The 15,983-nt window shown below is 44.5% G+C and carries 15 protein-coding genes; 14 read left to right on the forward strand and 1 reads right to left on the reverse strand.

Translation table 11 applies throughout. The features are described 5' to 3' along the window. Nucleotides 1-33 precede the first annotated feature (33 nt). The 12 genes from CJA_RS04780 to CJA_RS04830 all read left to right on the forward strand — a co-directional run bounded on the left by CJA_RS04780 (nucleotide 34) and on the right by CJA_RS04830 (nucleotide 12,025). A complete protein-coding gene (locus CJA_RS04780) occupies nucleotides 34-3,165 on the forward strand; it encodes a transglutaminase-like domain-containing protein (RefSeq protein WP_148208802.1) in 3,132 nt (1,043 codons plus the stop codon). A gap of 661 nt (nucleotides 3,166-3,826) precedes the next feature. Then, nucleotides 3,827-4,090, forward strand: a complete 264-nt coding sequence (locus CJA_RS04790; RefSeq protein ID WP_041551101.1) for a hypothetical protein — start codon at nucleotides 3,827-3,829, stop codon at nucleotides 4,088-4,090. 252 nt (nucleotides 4,091-4,342) lie between these two features. Then, a complete protein-coding gene (locus CJA_RS04795; protein WP_041551103.1) occupies nucleotides 4,343-5,104 on the forward strand; it encodes a hypothetical protein in 762 nt (253 codons plus the stop codon). 398 nt (nucleotides 5,105-5,502) lie between these two features. Next, nucleotides 5,503-6,054 (forward strand): hypothetical protein, encoded by a 552-nt coding sequence (locus CJA_RS04800; RefSeq protein WP_148208803.1) that lies wholly within the window; start codon nucleotides 5,503-5,505, stop codon nucleotides 6,052-6,054. Between the two features lie 378 nt (nucleotides 6,055-6,432). After that, on the forward strand, nucleotides 6,433-6,831 hold the full coding sequence (locus CJA_RS04805) for a hypothetical protein (protein WP_148208804.1): 399 nt from the start codon (nucleotides 6,433-6,435) through the stop codon (nucleotides 6,829-6,831). A gap of 62 nt (nucleotides 6,832-6,893) precedes the next feature. Then, nucleotides 6,894-7,019, forward strand: a complete 126-nt coding sequence (locus CJA_RS19845) for a hypothetical protein (RefSeq protein ID WP_262369355.1) — start codon at nucleotides 6,894-6,896, stop codon at nucleotides 7,017-7,019. Nucleotides 7,020-7,126: 107 nt separating this feature from the next. Further along, the gene (locus tag CJA_RS19300) at nucleotides 7,127-7,525 is read left to right on the forward strand and encodes a hypothetical protein (protein ID WP_148208805.1); all 399 of its coding nucleotides are present in this window, start codon (nucleotides 7,127-7,129) and stop codon (nucleotides 7,523-7,525) included. A gap of 102 nt (nucleotides 7,526-7,627) precedes the next feature. Next, on the forward strand, nucleotides 7,628-8,113 hold the full coding sequence (locus tag CJA_RS04810; RefSeq protein ID WP_012486627.1) for a hypothetical protein: 486 nt from the start codon (nucleotides 7,628-7,630) through the stop codon (nucleotides 8,111-8,113). Between the two features lie 295 nt (nucleotides 8,114-8,408). Beyond that, nucleotides 8,409-8,807, forward strand: a complete 399-nt coding sequence (locus tag CJA_RS04815; protein ID WP_012486628.1) for a BlaI/MecI/CopY family transcriptional regulator — start codon at nucleotides 8,409-8,411, stop codon at nucleotides 8,805-8,807. A 27-nt stretch (nucleotides 8,808-8,834) separates the two neighbouring features. Next, nucleotides 8,835-10,349 (forward strand): M56 family metallopeptidase, encoded by a 1,515-nt coding sequence (locus CJA_RS04820; RefSeq protein WP_012486629.1) that lies wholly within the window; start codon nucleotides 8,835-8,837, stop codon nucleotides 10,347-10,349. A gap of 113 nt (nucleotides 10,350-10,462) precedes the next feature. After that, the gene (locus tag CJA_RS04825; protein WP_012486630.1) at nucleotides 10,463-11,122 is read left to right on the forward strand and encodes an energy transducer TonB; all 660 of its coding nucleotides are present in this window, start codon (nucleotides 10,463-10,465) and stop codon (nucleotides 11,120-11,122) included. 102 nt (nucleotides 11,123-11,224) lie between these two features. Further along, nucleotides 11,225-12,025: a class I SAM-dependent methyltransferase gene (locus tag CJA_RS04830; RefSeq protein WP_012486631.1), complete on the forward strand. Its 801-nt coding sequence runs from the start codon at nucleotides 11,225-11,227 to the stop codon at nucleotides 12,023-12,025. A 43-nt stretch (nucleotides 12,026-12,068) separates the two neighbouring features. Here CJA_RS04830 and hemN read toward each other — a convergent pair whose 3' ends face one another. Beyond that, the gene (hemN, locus tag CJA_RS04835) at nucleotides 12,069-13,463 is read right to left on the reverse strand and encodes an oxygen-independent coproporphyrinogen III oxidase (protein ID WP_202944179.1); all 1,395 of its coding nucleotides are present in this window, start codon (nucleotides 13,461-13,463) and stop codon (nucleotides 12,069-12,071) included. A gap of 122 nt (nucleotides 13,464-13,585) precedes the next feature. Here hemN and CJA_RS04840 point away from each other — a divergent pair, with 122 nt between their 5' ends. Both CJA_RS04840 and CJA_RS04845 read left to right on the forward strand, forming a co-directional pair. After that, on the forward strand, nucleotides 13,586-14,248 hold the full coding sequence (locus tag CJA_RS04840; RefSeq protein ID WP_049765505.1) for a 2OG-Fe(II) oxygenase: 663 nt from the start codon (nucleotides 13,586-13,588) through the stop codon (nucleotides 14,246-14,248). Nucleotides 14,249-14,537: 289 nt separating this feature from the next. Then, nucleotides 14,538-15,983, forward strand: a complete 1,446-nt coding sequence (locus tag CJA_RS04845) for a circularly permuted type 2 ATP-grasp protein (RefSeq protein WP_041552005.1) — start codon at nucleotides 14,538-14,540, stop codon at nucleotides 15,981-15,983.

Consider the following 15,983-nt stretch of genomic DNA (forward strand, 5'->3'; position numbering starts at 1 on the left):
ATATTGTTAACAGTAAGGCCAAAGGTAAACACTATGACCCAAGGAATACAAACTATCACCATGGACAGCTTTCGTGGTGGCTTCTTTACCCGCGCAATTGCAACACTGACCTTATTCTTTTTTACCTTTGTGTTCTATGCCAACCCGGTAGCAGCAGCGGTTGCCAACGAGCTTAATAATGAAGATCAGCGTGAGGCCGCACTGGAAGCGGCGATAGAAACTACGCCTGAGAAAAAACTCAGCCATCGGTTGGCAAAACTGCGCGATAAAATTGTGCTTGAATTACCGCAAGCGATTGCGCAACGGGATGCAGAGCAAAACTGGTTCCAGCGTGCTTTCGCCAGTATTTTCAGTGATGGCCCACTCACCAGTAGTGAATTGACTGAATTGCAGAGCCTAAAAGCCAGTATTGATGATGCTTATCAGGAAGCTATCACCGCTTTTGAAACCGAGGCCGCGCAATTTGAACAAGATGCCACTGCCGCCGGTAATGAATTAAGTGCAGACGTAAAACAACTGATCCAGTCACGCCATGCCGAAGCACTGGAACATATCAAAAATCGTTACGCGCAAACCCAGCAGCAATTAACGGTATTGATCAACGCGCAATCCGCCAGTGCCCAAGAGCAAGCATTAGAACAATTAAACCAATCACTGGAACAAGAGCAATTCAAACCTACGCATACACCTGCTACGCCAGATAGTCTTCCGTGGAAAGCCCCGGATGAATCTGTGCGTGAGCCGGTGGACAACCCACAGGATTTGCAGGTCAATTTAGGTATTAATCCCTACGCTAAATATGCTCAACTGGCACAAGCCGGTGACACTGATCCTGGTCTGATTGCACAAGCGATGGCTAATGCTGCCAATGCTGAATTGCAAGCCGCATTAACGGAAAATATTGAAGTCCAGTTGACACCGGAAATCAGAGCGCTTGCTGCTGAACTCAATAATAACAGCATCGAGATTTACACCTGGGTACACAACAACATCCGTTACATTCCCAGTCATGGTTCCATACAGGGTGCACAGCACACTCTGGAAACCAAACAAGGTAACGCGATTGATACAGCGAGCTTGTTGATCGCGTTGTTACGTGCAGCCAACATTCCTGCGCGTTATGCCTACGGCACTGTAGAAATGCCAGCAGAAAAAGTAATGAACTGGGTGGGTGGTGCGCAAGTACCCGAAGCCGCTCAAGGTATATTGGGTATGGGTGGTGTACCTACTATAGGAATAATTGAAGGTGGCAAGATTGCCAAATTCAAATTGGAGCATGTGTGGGTAGAGGCATACGTTGATTACTTTCCCAGTCGTGGCATGGTGGAAAAAGTCGGTGATAGCTGGATTCCGATGGATGCGAGCTTCAAGCAATACGATTTCACTGAAGGTATGAATGTGGCAGAGCAGATGCCGTTTGATACCGAAGCTCTTGTTAACACTATTCAAAACAAAGCTATTGTAAATGAGGAGGAGGGCTGGATACAGAGTGTACCACACGCTGATATTGAGATTCAGTTTGCTCAATTTCAGGAGCAGTTAAAAAGTTATATTGAAAACCAGAATCCCGAAGCAACATTGGGTGATGTTTTGGGATTGCAGAAAATTAAAATTCTCCCACCAAGGCCACTAGCTGCTGGTTTGCCCTATAACCGCATTATTACCAGCCAAACTTTCAGTGAAGTACCTAACAACCTTCGTCATAAATTTAAATACACATTGGCTACTGAGAATTACGGTTATTCGGATTCGCCATTTATTACTATTGAAGAACCCACAGTAAAACTGGCGGGTAAAACTCTGGCATTAAGTTTTAAGCCTACTGCAAAATCGGATGAAGACATTATTAAGGCTGCGATACCTACACCTGATGAGAATGGCTCTGTTGATCCAAAAAAACTTCCTAAAACATTACCAGGTTATTTGATTAATATGACCGCAGAGTTCACAGTTAACGGTGAAGTTGTTCATTCCGGTGTTGCTGGAAAAATGGGGGGTGAGCTTTATGAGACTATGGGTTTGTGGAGTCCGAAGGATAGTTGGGAGAGCAGTGTTAATCATCCAATAATCGGTGAATATCGAGCTATTGGTTTGAACTTGCAGGGTATAGCAACTCATCAAGTTGCCAAATTAAAACAAGACCTTGAAAATGTAAAAAATAAATTACAAGGTTCGGATGCTGATCAATTAAATTCAATTTCTCGGCATGAGCTGTTGGGGAATTTATTATTTGGAACCGTTTTGAATTATTTTGCTTTGAATGATCTGCAAGATCGATTGGCTGCACAGAATTCAAATATGTTGACATATCGTTTGCCAAGTTACGGAACATTTAGCACTGTTGTATCTCCACAATATTGGTTTGGTATTCCAAGGAATGTTGGTGTTGGTGGCCTAAATATGGATATTGATCATGTTAAGCAACATCGTGTTAGTAAAAGTAACAATAATTTAGATGCCATTACTTTTAGTAAGAATGTAGGTAGTAGATGGAGTGCTATGGAGCATTTAGTTCCAGAACAAATGTTTGGAGCAGAGTCGAACAATGTTCAGGGGGTTAGTGCTATAAAAGCGTTAACAGTTGCCTCTAATCAAGGACAAAAAATTTGGACTATATCCAAGTCAAATTTAGGAATTGCCTTAAATAGAATAAATATCAATGCTGCGGCAAAAAATGATATCCGTAATGCTGTAAACGCAGGGAAAATTGCTACTGTACATGAGGGGCGTGTGTCTGTAGGTAATTGGATCGGTGAAGGGTATACATTAATTGATCCTAAAACTGGTGCCGGTGCTTATATGATATCAGGTGGTGCAAATGGTGGTTTTTTAAGTGATGAGTGGTCATCGTATTTGACAATAGGTGGGTTGTTAATTGGAGTTGCGGGGTTATTATTCACTGCGCCACTGCTAATATTTGCATCTGCTATTATTTCATTGGTGCTTGCGCTTGATGGTTTTTTAAAATTCGAGGAGCAAATTGAAGGAACAAAATGTGAGAATAGTGGAGCATTGGAACTGTATGCGGGGTTAGTTATAGGTGCTGCGATATTAGGATTTCTACTTGCTGGGCTTGCTGGGTTTGCAATTTTAGCTTGGATTGGCTTCCTTGGTGGAGGTGCTATCGCTGGATCATTTTTGCCAAAGAAAGGTATTTGTACTTAATAGGTTTATTTTATGTCAAATTACTTTTTTTACATAAGTGTTATTCTTTTTGCCATAGCCGTATATGGACTGTGGTCAGGAAAGACTTGGTATGGCGGTAAGGTATATTATAGAGAAACTGCAAGAATGAATTACTATTTGGGGATTCTTTCATATATTGCTATTGCAGTGTTTGCATATCTTTTTGGGCGTGAATTGTAATGCTCAAGATTTTTGTTGCAGCTATTGTAATTTTGCTGATTTTAATAGTGCTGGTTTCATTGTTTACAGGAAAATTTTTACCAATTTATAAGCGTCCCATATCGAGAGATAAAGATAGTTTTGTTTTTTACTCAATATTGGCAGTTTTTATTTTTCTTATATTGGTTTTTATTAAAATTTTTATGAAAGTATAAATATTAATAAAATGGATAGGTCTGCTTCCTTTGTTTTTGGCTTGGTAGCTCTTATTTGGGGGGCTACTGAGTTTTTTTGGGGATCAGCCTTTACTTTGAGTTTAAAAACACCAGCCAATTTGATCCATAAATATGGTTCTTTTCGATAGCAACATTAGCTCTGTCGATATTTTTCACATTGCTTGGACCAATGGGAATATTAGTCTCGATTATGATGTCAGTGTTGCTTCAGAGTTTAACCACCTATATAGGAAAAGAGGTTAAAGATGCCTGTTGAATATGAGCTAAAGGTTAAGAATTTAGATAAATCTGAATTACTACCTCAGATTTTTTGGGGTAGTTTATTTTTACTATTAGGAGTACTTTTTTCCTTTATAAGTATTATTTTGATATTTCCATTTTTATTGGGAGTTGCATCATTTTATGGTTATATTTTTTTTAGAAAATCCAACGAAAATGAGATGATAAAAATAGAAAATAATATATTGAAAGTTTATAAAAATAATAAGATTTTTTTTCAAAAAATATAAAAGAAATAAGTGATATAGATATTGATAGTTATTCTCCCTACGTTTCTTTAAGAGGTCAAACGATGATTGTTTTTTATTTTTTGACAGGCGAATCGTTATCGGTGAGTTATGTTAATTATGAATATAAAGATCTAGAAATTCTTAAAAAGATTGTCATATGTAATAAATAACGGAAGAAATCACCATTAAATATAGTGTGGCGGAGAAAATTGGTTTGGTTTTGCTCGTAATGTCAGTTTCAGTGGTTTATCCATGGGCATGGATAAACTGAAACAGCACCGTGTGAGTAAAACCAATAATAATCAGGAGGCGATTGCATTCAATCAAAGAATTGGTGCGCGTATGAGTGCAATGGAACATTTGGTTCCGGAACAAATGTTCTCGACTGAGACTGACAAGGCGCAAGGGATCTCAGCCGTTAAAGCATTGGCAATTGCATCGCAGCAAGGGCAGAAAATTTGGACAATTAACAAAACCAACCTAAATCTTGCTCTCAGTAGAGTTAATCTCGGTGCTGATGCGGAAAACGATATTCGCAATGCAGTGAATGCAGGGAAAATTGCGACTGCACATGAAAATCGAATTAATTTCAATGGATGGGTTGGAGAGGGTTATATTTTGATGGATCCAAAAACGGGTGCTGGTGCCTATATGATTTCGGGAGGAGGTAATGGAGGGTTTTTAAGCAAAGCTATGTTTTGGTTGGGTGCTTTTATTGGCTTTTTAGAAAGCAAACCCATCCGGGGATTATTATTTGATGGGTTGTTGGCGGGAATCGGGGCTATCGTAGGAGCTGTTTTAAATATAGTAGAACTTATGTCTAAGTGCCATATGGGGTTCGCAATTGCGGTAACTATTATTTTGTTAATTGTGACTATAATTTTTGAAGCGTTGCTTATAATGTCGGGAGTGGGGTTTTTCTTGGGATTACTTTTGGGAGTGTTATTGGGGCGATTGGAATCTATGTTCGTTGATCATCTTTTGGCAACGACGCCTCTATGCAATCAAGAATGAGTGTTACTAAGATGAAGTGTTATAAATGCAATAACGTTGTTAAGTGGGGAAAGCTGTTTTCATTTAAGCTAGGTCAAATGGAGGTCAGGTGTGATTTTTGTAATACGGAAATAATTAAAAAAGAAGAGTTGTTGTTTTCTAAAATATTAGGCTCATTGTTGGTTGTTTTTTATTTGGTATTAATTAAACTATTTGATTTTTCACTTGCAAAAGAGCTTTGTTTGATATTATTTTTGGTTTCTTTTTTTATCATTTTTTATTCCATTATTTTCACCAGACGATTAACTAAGTAAAAATTAAGGATATTTTTTGTTGGAATAATGTTTGATTGGGTATTGATCTTGACCAGAAGGGTTGGTTCAGCATAATAAATTAGATATATGAAAAGGATGCTGGCTGTGCTTAGTGAAGCTTCTCATAATGTTTTTTTTGTTGTTTTGTTTGCTGTTTCTATAGTTGGCTTATTTTTTTTCTTTGTTTTGTTTTATCGAGGGAAGATACTCAAGGAAGAATTAAAATCTATCTACAGTTGCAGTCTATTTGATGGTGAATTAGAAGGATCATATGAAAACAATTCGCCGTATATGATCCATGAGGGCGGGAGCGTTTTGGCTCATATCAAAATTGACGATGCAAATGAGGTTTTAATATATCAGTTTATCGTTAGTGGGCAGATAAATATGATGAGGTTTTTGGTGCATGTTCAGCATGGTGTGGGGTTGGATGATGCAATATATGGAAGTGGTCATGTTGCTAGAGAATGTAAGGCACACAAATTGTATAAGGACTACCTACATATCTCTAAATTACAAGATGAAGTTAATTATTTGGGTGGCGCAATTAGTGTAATAGAGGTCTGTAAGGGAGTTGCCTATTGTTATTACAGATTAAACTCCTTCATTGGGTCTTATCCAATGAAAGATTTGTTTTTAAGAATCAAAGAAAATTAGATTTAATTTTCTTTGAAATTCAACCAAGTTAAAGCAGTTATTGGTTTTTATAAATTAAATTTTATTGGCGGCTGGGTTTGTTTATATTTGGTGCTATTTTATAGGTAAGGTATTTCTGCTTTGGCCGTTATTACAACAATTATTAATTTTGTGAGAGAGCTTTTTGTATCTGCTGTAATTGCATCTTGTGATGCGAGAAACGAAGGTTAGATATTCTATGAAAAAGAAGCCATGCTTTTCCAAGAAAGGAAATACTGAGGGCTTCGATTACGTTAAATATAACGTTAGAGTAATGCTTTTGTTGATACCTATTTTGATTGTTATATTTTTGTTGTATGAGTTGGTTGAGTGGCTGGGTTTTGTGTAGTTAAGGGGTGATTGCGATTTGACCTGATTTATGTAATGTTTAAAGCGGCAGCTAAAATTTTTACTGCGTATGGGCGTCTATTGGGACGCCCATTTATTTTTGTAGAGATCCCAAATAATATGAGTGAATCAATTCTGGATAAATCCAACCAATATTGGAAGTTTAGGCTGTTCTTTGTAGGGCTAATTTTGTCTTTTATTGGAATGTCTTCAGGGTTGTATCTAAGGATGCAACAGCGAATATTTTTTTGGCTGGTTGTTGCATCATTGATTGCTGCCGTAGTCATTTTTTTGCGGCTTGTCTGCTTATTAAATGCCCGAATTGTAATGTCAAATGGCTTTGGCTTTCTGTTACTAAAAATGATCCTCCAGGAGGAATGGTTTGGTTGTTCACAACGTCGCATTGTCTGATGTGTAAAAAAGGATCGTTCAATAGACATTAGAACGCATAGGTAATTGCATGAGGCTTTTATATGGCGGATGACGGTGATAAGAAGAAGTCAAAATTTATAATGGGATTCCTTTTTAGTTTGGAAGGTATAATTACTATTATTTTAGGGGTAGGTATTTTGCTTTATGGATTGTTTGGTAATGGTTAAATATTTTTGCGAATTTTATCTGTTGCTTGGTTGATGATTATGTTTAACAGTGGTCGATATGTTTATTGGCTTTTTCAATTTAACTGTATTAATTATGGCATTGATATATGCAATATAGTTTAACAATTATTGTAATTGTTTTGGTCTTTTCCTATGTGATATATAGGGCTGTAAATTATTATCGAAAAACAAGTAGATATTTTATTAATGTTAATGATGATGTTATAAGAAGCTTTTGTATTGATAATAATTGTCATTTTCCATTTGATGAGTTTAAATCTTTATGGGTTACGGTATCCAAAAACTTGGGCTGCCCAGATGGAAAGATGATCGAAAATTGTAAAATAAGGCTTCTCATGGAAAATTATCCTTTTCCTGAGATATTTGTTGACGATATTTTTATGGATTTTGAAAAATATTCTCAATTTTCTTGGAATAAAGAAATGTTATTTGGGGAATTTATTGCGTCTCTGTATGAGTCAAAAAATAACAATAATGTACCGTAATTTGATATGTGTGATTTTTACTTTGTATGGGCGCCTGTTTGGGTGCCAATTTCATGTGGGTATTGGTGAACATAGATGTAAGCCGTATACGGTAATATTGAAATGAAACGTTACTTTTCTTTGCTTGGTTTATTGCCTTTCATATATTTTATTTATGTGGCGTATATATTTTCTAATAATATTTTCGGCGTAGAAAATTTATGGATTATTTGGGCTTTTGTTTATTATTTGATCTTTTCGGCAGGGATCAATTTTACCGCTGATATATCCAATGATTCATTTAAGGGACTAAACCATGGAGCTGTTGGTATTCAATTATTTATTGCTATTACTTTTATGCTTTGGGATATGGATTTTAAGCAAATCATTATTGCATGGGGGTTGTTTCTTATTTTTTTTATTTTCAAGAGAGAGTTTTTTGTAATATGGAAAGTGATTGGCTTTCCATCGCAAAAAGGCTTTCAGAAAGGTGTGCAGGAAAGGACAATCAGCTCTGACAAGAGCGTAAATATCGTTATATTTTATATTATTGTGTTTGTCGCATCCTATTTATCCCATGTTGTACCTCGGATTTTTATGGAACATTAAAATTAAAGTGGTCTCCGTGCAAATTGAATAGTTTGCACGGAGATGAGGGTGAACAGGATTACAGCATGTGTAGTAATAACAGTTAAAGCAAGGCTGTAATACCTATTTTGTGCTGGATATAAGTACCTATTTCGTTCGACATCTGGTGAAATTTGCCAGTTACTCCCGCTGCTGCCCCTAGTTGATGCTAAAAAAATAGCATAGGGGGCTTGACCTGACATCAAGATGTGCTAATTTTGTAGCATAGTGCTAAAAAATTAGCATAGGCATTTGCTGATAGATCAGGCATTCAATCATGAGTAAAACCGCTAAACCCGCCCCGGATACCCAACTCAGTCGCCGCGAGCGACAGATTATGGATGCATTGTTTGAGGCTGGGGAACTGTCTGCGCAGGAGGTGCGCGATGCGCTCCCCGATGCACCGGGCTATTCCGCCGTACGTGCGCTATTGGCCAAGCTGGTGGAAAAGAAGCTGGTGGATTTCCGCGAGGATGGTCCGCGCTATATCTACTTTCCTGTTATTGCGCAGGAAGAGGCGCGTACCTCGGCATTGCAGAAGCTGCTGAAAACGTTTTTTGGCGGTTCCACGACAGCGGCTGTCAATGCCCTCTTGGGGATGAACCAGGAAAAGCTCAGCACCGAGGAGATCGCGCAGTTACAGGATGCGATCAATAAGGCCAAACAAGACCAATAACATATTGTCGATGTTGTGGAGGTATCCATGGATGCCCAGACAGCTAATCACCTGTTAGTCAGTTTGCTGGTTAAACCCCTGCTGATGCTCGCCCTGTTAGGGATGCTGTACGGCATTATTCGCAAACAGTCGGCTGCCTTTAAACATTTTGTCCTCCTGCTTGGCATATTGGGTTTACTAACTATACCAATATTGGCAGCGGTATTACCGGGTATTGATTGGCATCGCCTGCCCTGGGTAGGTGATCTGGCGCTGGCGATGGATCAACACCTGCTTGCCTGGATGCAGCTACTGCCTTCCTGGTTCGGTGAGAATGTCGCTTGGCTGCTCGGTATCTATTTCTTGGTCGCCTTGTGGATATTTTATTACCGCGCACTGGGATGGATTGCGCTGGCTTACCAATCCCGGCGTGCACAAGAAGTTACAGATACGGCGCTCTGTGAGCAGCGTGACCAACTGTGTGAACTGCTGGAGATCCAGCGCAAGGTGAGCCTCAAAATAGCGCGTGATATTAACTCTCCCCAGATGTGGGGCGATTGGCATCCTGTGATTTTGTTACCCCGCGAAGCCCTCCTGTGGGAACCGGATAAGCAATTGTCCGTGTTGTTGCATGAGCTTGGGCATGTTGCACGCCGCGATTGGCTGAGCAGCCAGGTGGTAGCGATGACCTGTGCCGTGTTCTGGTTTTTGCCACCGCTCTGGTGGTTGGCAAACACACTCTACGATCAGGCGGAAATGGCCTGTGATGATTTGATCTACCGCTTGCGCGACAAACACCTGGCCTATGCCCAAAGCCTGCTGCAATTGGCTGGCGGAGAGACCCCTGTGAGTGATGAGCCAGTGCTGGGAATACGCGGCCATTCGGCGATTTATTGGCGTATACACGCGGTGTTGGACAAGCGCCGCCCGCGCCAGCCAGTTGCGATGGAGTCTGGGCAATACTGGTTTTTAAGTGCAGCCTTTATCCTTGTGTTTACTGCCAGTATTCAGATTATTCCGCTGCAACCGGTACCGGGCCTGGATGAATCCCGCAGGGAAGAGATACCGTTACCGCTGGATGTACCGGCAGCGGTTGCTGAAGAACAATTTGATTGGCAGCATCTTGCCCGTTTGCGCCAGGTTCAAACGCCTGTACCTGCGCCAATACCGGTGGAAGAAATTCATATTCGGGTAGAGCCTGCGGCGTTTGTAACGCAGGAATCTATGGCCCTGGAGCGCACACCGCTGAATCGTCCCGTTATTCAGGTGCAGGGATATTTGCCCATCCAGACCCATATCCCCGAATACCCGCCTACTGCCTTGGCGCGCGGATTGGAGGGGCGGGTAGTGGTGGAGTTTACGATTGATACTGCCGGGAATATCCAGGACCCGCAGATTATCGAGCGTCCTGATACCTATGCCTTTGATAAGACAGTGTTAAGCGCCATTAAAAAGTCCCGCTATCAACCGCAGATGTTTGATGGCCAGCCGGTCATTCTGCGTGGCGTTACCGAAGAATTTATCTTCCGCCTGGAAGATCCCGCGCCCAAGCGACGACGCTAAACCCTCCCTCCTTCTCCTTTGCTGATGTAGTGCTGCCCAATGCCGGGACGGGTAGTGCCATGCTGTAAAAAAGCCCGGTCTTACCCATTCTCTTTCTCGATGAGGAAATAACCATGACCAGTCCGCTGCTCAATACTGCACCTTATTCACCTGCTGAATATCCATGGGCATCCCCTATGGCTCGTTTACTGATGCCTCTGCCGATGGCTGGCCTGGCAACACTGTTGTTGCTCTATGCCATGCACTCTTTGGTTCACACAGGAATCCCTGATATTAGCAATGAACCACGGGTTGAAATACCGGATGTTTTGCATCGCTACCCGGATAAAATCCCAACGTTGCCGGAACAGGAAAAACCGGTAAAACCCATGGAGGTTGAATTGCCGCCAAGCGTGGATATAAGGGAACCGGTTGAGCATCGTATCGACGAAACCTTTACCAACCCTGGCATTCGCATGTCAGAGATCCTGATCAAAACCTCGCCCGGCTTAAACCTGGGTGACCAGCCCATGCCCATTGTGCGGATTAACCCGGCGTACCCGGCCAGCGCTGTTAGCCGTGGTGTGGAGGGGTATGTCGATGTTCTCTTTGATATAACGTCCATGGGGACCACCAGCAATATCCGGATTGTCGGTTACTCGCCGTCCAAGGTTTTTAATAACAGCGTACTTAAGGCTGTTCGCGGGTGGAAATACAAACCGGCAGGTGAGGGCGAAAGTGCCAAAAAAACGGTGGATGTGCGCGAGCGAATTACCTTTGTGATGGAGAAATAGTTCAGCCTGCACGCGCCCCGCGCCAGCGGGGCATGGCAGTAAACGCCACGGCATTCTTATGGCACAATAGGCGCCTGTTCAAACCCGGTCTGTGTGTCGTCCATGTTATCTATCCCCCTTGTTTGTTCCTCTGACTTTGCTCCCGCTGCGCAGGTGTTGGCGCAGGAGTTCAATCTTCCCATTCGTGTGGGTGAAGTACCAGAAACCATCGGTGATTGTGAATTTGTACTGGTACTTGATGAAACAGGGCTGGCCTTGCAGCAAACCGGGCGTAAGGCTCCTGGCGCTGTCCGTGCAGAGTTCACGGAAGGCGCGGTAGACCATCGGCGCAAATTTGGTGGTGGTAAAGGGCAGATGATTGCCAAAGCTGTGGGCGTGAAAGCGGGATTTTCCCCTCGGGTTCTGGATGCTACCGCCGGCTTGGGACGCGATGCATTTGTGCTGGCGACACTGGGGTGTCGATTACAGATGATCGAACGTTCTCCGTTAGTATTTGCGCTGTTGCGCGATGGGTTGGCGCGGGCACACGCCTTTGCACACGCGCAGGATCGCGAACTCCTGCAGGTGGTTGAACGTATGGAGTTGGCGGCACAGGACAGTAAAACCTATTTGCAGGGCTTGGCACCGGAACAATTCCCCGATGTTATCTATCTTGACCCCATGTTTCCCGAGCGACAAAAGTCAGCCGATGTGAAAAAAGAAATGCGCGCGTTCCATTCCATTGTGGGGACAGATGAGGATGCCGATGTACTCTTGCCCTTGGCATTGGAGCATGTACGATTTCGCGTGGTGGTCAAACGTCCGCGCAAGGCGCCGTTCCTGAATAATCAAATACCCTCGTATCAACTCGAAGGCAAGTCCAGCCGCTATGATATTTACACGCGCAAAAAATTACCGGATTAAATAGAATTCACCTCAAATGTTTGAGATAGCTTCTGGAAACCCGCTAGATAATTTTCGAATAGCGGATCTGTTCGCCAGTCTGTAAGTATTCGTCAAACACCATGCAGATGCGGCGAATTAACATGCGTCCCGCATTATTGACTTGCAACCGCTGCTCATCAAGGCAGAGCAGTCCATCCTCCACCATGGGGGTTAGGCGTTCCAGTTCGCGGCTAAAGTGATGACGGACATCCACACCGAATTGATGCAGCACCTCGTTGAAGTCCAGGTGGAAATGGCAGATGAGCTGGTTGATGATAAAGCGGCGTAATTGATCTTCGGTATTCAGGGTAAAACCCCGTTCAAACGGCAGCATGTCCATGTCCAGTTTTTGCTGGTAGCTATTCAGTTCCTTGGCATTTTGTAAGTAGACATTATCGATGCGGCTGATAGACGATACCCCGAAGGCCAGCAGGTCGCAATCGCCGTGGGTTGAGTAGCCCTGGAAATTGCGCTGCATACGGCCTTCGCGCTGCGCAATCGCCAGGTCGTCATCGGGTTTGGCAAAATGATCCATGCCGATATACACATAACCTGTTGCCTGTAACTGCTCGATAGATTGTTGCAACATGTCCAGCTTTTCACTGGCGTCAGGTAAGTCTGCTTCGTGGATGAGCTGTTGGCTTTTAAACAGGTGGGGCAGGTGGGCGTAGTTAAAAATCGACAGCCTGTCGGGTTGCAGGTCGATCACTTTGTGGAGCGTGTCCTGCAAACTGCGCAGGCTTTGCATGGGCAGGCCGTAGATTAAATCCATACTGATAGAGCGGTAATGTTGTTCGCGCAGGGCATTGACCAGGCGGCTGACCTGGTCAAGGGTGTTATAGCGGTTTACCGCGACCTGGACCCGCTCGTCGAAGTCCTGCACGCCCATGCTGACGCGGTTAAATCCCAACTGGCGCAGATGCCGCATGGTGTCAATGCTGACGCGCCCGGGGTGGATCTCCACCGAAAACTCGCCATCGTCGACCGGTGCCAGGGTAAACAGGCGGCGTGTGGATTTCATCAGCAAGCTCATTTCGTCGGTGCTGATAAACGTGGGGGTACCGCCGCCCCAGTGCAGTTGCTTGACGGTGCGTCCCGGTTCGACCAATTCTGCATAGAGTGCCATTTCCTGGATCATCCGATGCAAGTAGGGCAGGGCGCGGTTTTTGTTGTGGGTAACCACTTTGTTGCAGCCGCAGTAAAAGCACAGGGTGTCGCAAAACGGGATATGGAAATACAGCGACAGGGGGCGGCGCGACCGGTTACTGCGATCTATGGCGTTGCGCAGGGCTTTCTCGGAAAATGTATTGCGAAATTGTGGAGCTGTCGGATAAGAGGTATAACGCGGCCCGGCCATGTCATACTGGCTGAGCAGGTTTTTGTCCCAGGGGATCGGGTGTTGAAACAGCGACATCATTCAATTTCCTGCAAATCAAGGCGCCAGACCGTGTTCTGGCGATAATATGGTTCAAGGTTATTCTAGGCAGTGGCCAGTGTCGCCTGTTGATGTGTATCAAACCTGTGGCAGTTGCCTGGGCTATGCTGTTGTTTCCTGTGAGTGTTGTGATTGTTATGTCGTTTACGTTTGCGGATTTTGAGTCCTGCCTGGACAAACTGGCGGAAGCCATACACAAGCAAGGGTATCTGGTGCTGGATGGTGCCTTGCCTGCCCATTTAAGCCAGGCATTGCTGGATGAATGGGACCAGCACTTTGCTGTACACCTGCAATCGGCAGGTGTGGGGCGAGCTGGGGATTACCGGCAAAGTCCGGATATTCGCCGCGATAAAATCCTCTGGCTGGAACCGGAGACCCCGGCTGTCACGGAATTTTTATCCTGGATGGATAAACTGCGTACCGGGTTAAACCAGCGTCTATTTCTTGGCCTTTTCGATTACGAAAGTCATTTTGCGCTTTATGAGCCAGGTGATTTTTACCAGAAGCACCGCGATGCCTTTCGCGACACCAATGCGCGGGCGGGACGCAAACTGTCTACGGTCTATTACCTCAATCCCGATTGGACATCACTGGATGGCGGTGAATTAGTGCTCTACGATGAAGCAGACGAACATCTGCTGGAAAGGGTTGCACCAAAACAAGGCAGGCTGCTAGTGTTTTTGAGTGAGGATTTTCCCCACGAAGTGCTACCTGCCCGTCGTCCACGTAAAAGTATTGCGGGTTGGTTCCGGGTAAAGCCTGTTTGATTGGTGTTTTAAGATCATAAAAATTCGGGGATATAACAGAAAACTCTTGTGGCAAACAATTAGTGCAATCCGATGCCAGGCCATTTTGGGGTTGGCAATGAAATTGCAGGATGGATTTTGCGTTCGCTGGCGCGCTCAAGGAGTGAGTAACGGAGAGCCAGGCAAGGCTCCAGCGGGCATTCAAGATACGCCCGATACTACCTGGCCAAGTGGTATTGATTCGGCGATCTCATGCAGAATCTTAAAAACAAGCGAGGCTCAGATGCTAAAGGAAGTCACCATGGGTGAAATGAAAATAGACTGGCTGGACTACAACTCCGGTCATTTCTATGACGAGATTATCAGTGCTCCCGGAATACCCCGCCCCGAAACCCGACACCTTGCGCGCTACCTCGCTTCCCTCTCCGGCGATGAATTACAGGAACGAAAACTCTCGGCAGAACTTGCCATCAAAACCATGGGGATCTCGTTCACCGTCTACAGTGACGCCGGCAATATAGATCGCGCCTGGCCCTTCGACATCATTCCGCGCATTATCCCGCAGCGGGAGTGGCAAAAAACCGAGCGCGGTTTGATCCAGCGTTTAACGGCGCTTAATTGTTTTATCAACGATATCTACAACGACCAGAAAATTATCAAAGACAAGGTCGTGCCTGCTTACCTGCTTGAGGATTCGGTCAATTTCCGCAAAGAGTGCATGGGCATGAAGCCCGCCTATGGAGTCTGGTCGCATATCTGCGGCAGCGATTTAATTCGCGACAACCAGGGCGATTTCTATGTACTGGAAGACAACCTGCGTGTGCCCTCCGGTGTGTCCTACATGCTGGAAAACCGCAAGGTCACCAAGCGCGTGTTTCCCGAGTTATTCGAGAATCACAACATCGTACCGGTAACGGACTACCCTAACCAATTGTTCGATACGCTTGCGTCGCTGTCGCCACGCAAATCCGAGCGTCCGGAAATTGTGGTGCTGACGCCGGGAATTTATAACTCTGCTTATTTCGAGCACTCTTACCTCGCCCAGCAAATGGGAGTGGAGTTGGTCGAAGGCAGTGACCTGGTTGTCGACAGCGATGACTGTGTGTACATGCGCAGTATCGATGGCTTAAAGCGGGTGGATGTGATTTACCGCCGCATCGATGACTTATTCCTCGACCCGGATATGTTTAACCCGGATTCGGTCTTGGGGGTGCGCGGCCTGATGCGCGCCTGGCTTAAGGGCAATGTCGCCCTCGCCAACGCACCCGGTGCCGGTGTGGCAGATGACAAGGTGATCTACACCTATGTGCCCGCCATGATCAAATATTACCTGGGTGAGGAGCCCATCCTGCCCAATGTCCCCAGTTATCTCTGTGTTGATAAAAAACAATGCGATTACGTACTGGCTAACCTCGACAAGCTGGTGGTCAAACCGGCGAATGAGTCTGGTGGCTACGGCATGATTATCGGGCCGCAGGCCAGCAAAAAAGAATTGGAAGAATTTGCGGCGCGTATTAAGGCGAATCCGCGCAACTATATGGCCCAGCCATTAATTTCCCTGTCTACCGCGCCCATCCTCACCGAGGGCAATGCCGAGCCGCGCCATATTGATTTGCGTCCCTTTATTTTGCAGGGCAAGGAACACCATGTCACACCGGGCGGCCTGACCCGTGTGGCGATGCGCAAAGGCTCCTACGTGGTGAATTCCTCGCAGGGCGGTGGCAGTAAAGACACCTGGATTGTGGTGGAGGATTAA

This window comes from Cellvibrio japonicus Ueda107, from assembly GCF_000019225.1.
In the GTDB taxonomy this organism is placed as follows: domain Bacteria; phylum Pseudomonadota; class Gammaproteobacteria; order Pseudomonadales; family Cellvibrionaceae; genus Cellvibrio; species Cellvibrio japonicus.

What these genes read in the sequence shown, in the direction of transcription:
- CJA_RS04780 (WP_148208802.1), top strand. Translation starts at nt 34, where the DNA reads ATGACCCAAGGAATACAAACTATCACCATGGACAGCTTTCGTGGTGGC.
- CJA_RS04790 (WP_041551101.1), top strand. Translation starts at nt 3,827, where the DNA reads ATGCCTGTTGAATATGAGCTAAAGGTTAAGAATTTAGATAAATCTGAA.
- CJA_RS04795 (WP_041551103.1), top strand. Translation starts at nt 4,343, where the DNA reads ATGGGCATGGATAAACTGAAACAGCACCGTGTGAGTAAAACCAATAAT.
- CJA_RS19845 (WP_262369355.1), top strand. Translation starts at nt 6,894, where the DNA reads ATGGCGGATGACGGTGATAAGAAGAAGTCAAAATTTATAATGGGATTC.
- CJA_RS19300 (WP_148208805.1), top strand. Translation starts at nt 7,127, where the DNA reads ATGCAATATAGTTTAACAATTATTGTAATTGTTTTGGTCTTTTCCTAT.
- CJA_RS04810 (WP_012486627.1), top strand. Translation starts at nt 7,628, where the DNA reads ATGAAACGTTACTTTTCTTTGCTTGGTTTATTGCCTTTCATATATTTT.
- CJA_RS04815 (WP_012486628.1), top strand. Translation starts at nt 8,409, where the DNA reads ATGAGTAAAACCGCTAAACCCGCCCCGGATACCCAACTCAGTCGCCGC.
- CJA_RS04820 (WP_012486629.1), top strand. Translation starts at nt 8,835, where the DNA reads ATGGATGCCCAGACAGCTAATCACCTGTTAGTCAGTTTGCTGGTTAAA.
- CJA_RS04825 (WP_012486630.1), top strand. Translation starts at nt 10,463, where the DNA reads ATGACCAGTCCGCTGCTCAATACTGCACCTTATTCACCTGCTGAATAT.
- CJA_RS04830 (WP_012486631.1), top strand. Translation starts at nt 11,225, where the DNA reads ATGTTATCTATCCCCCTTGTTTGTTCCTCTGACTTTGCTCCCGCTGCG.
- hemN (WP_202944179.1), bottom strand. Translation starts at nt 13,463, where the DNA reads ATGATGTCGCTGTTTCAACACCCGATCCCCTGGGACAAAAACCTGCTC.
- CJA_RS04840 (WP_049765505.1), top strand. Translation starts at nt 13,586, where the DNA reads ATGCTGTTGTTTCCTGTGAGTGTTGTGATTGTTATGTCGTTTACGTTT.
- CJA_RS04845 (WP_041552005.1), top strand. Translation starts at nt 14,538, where the DNA reads ATGAAAATAGACTGGCTGGACTACAACTCCGGTCATTTCTATGACGAG.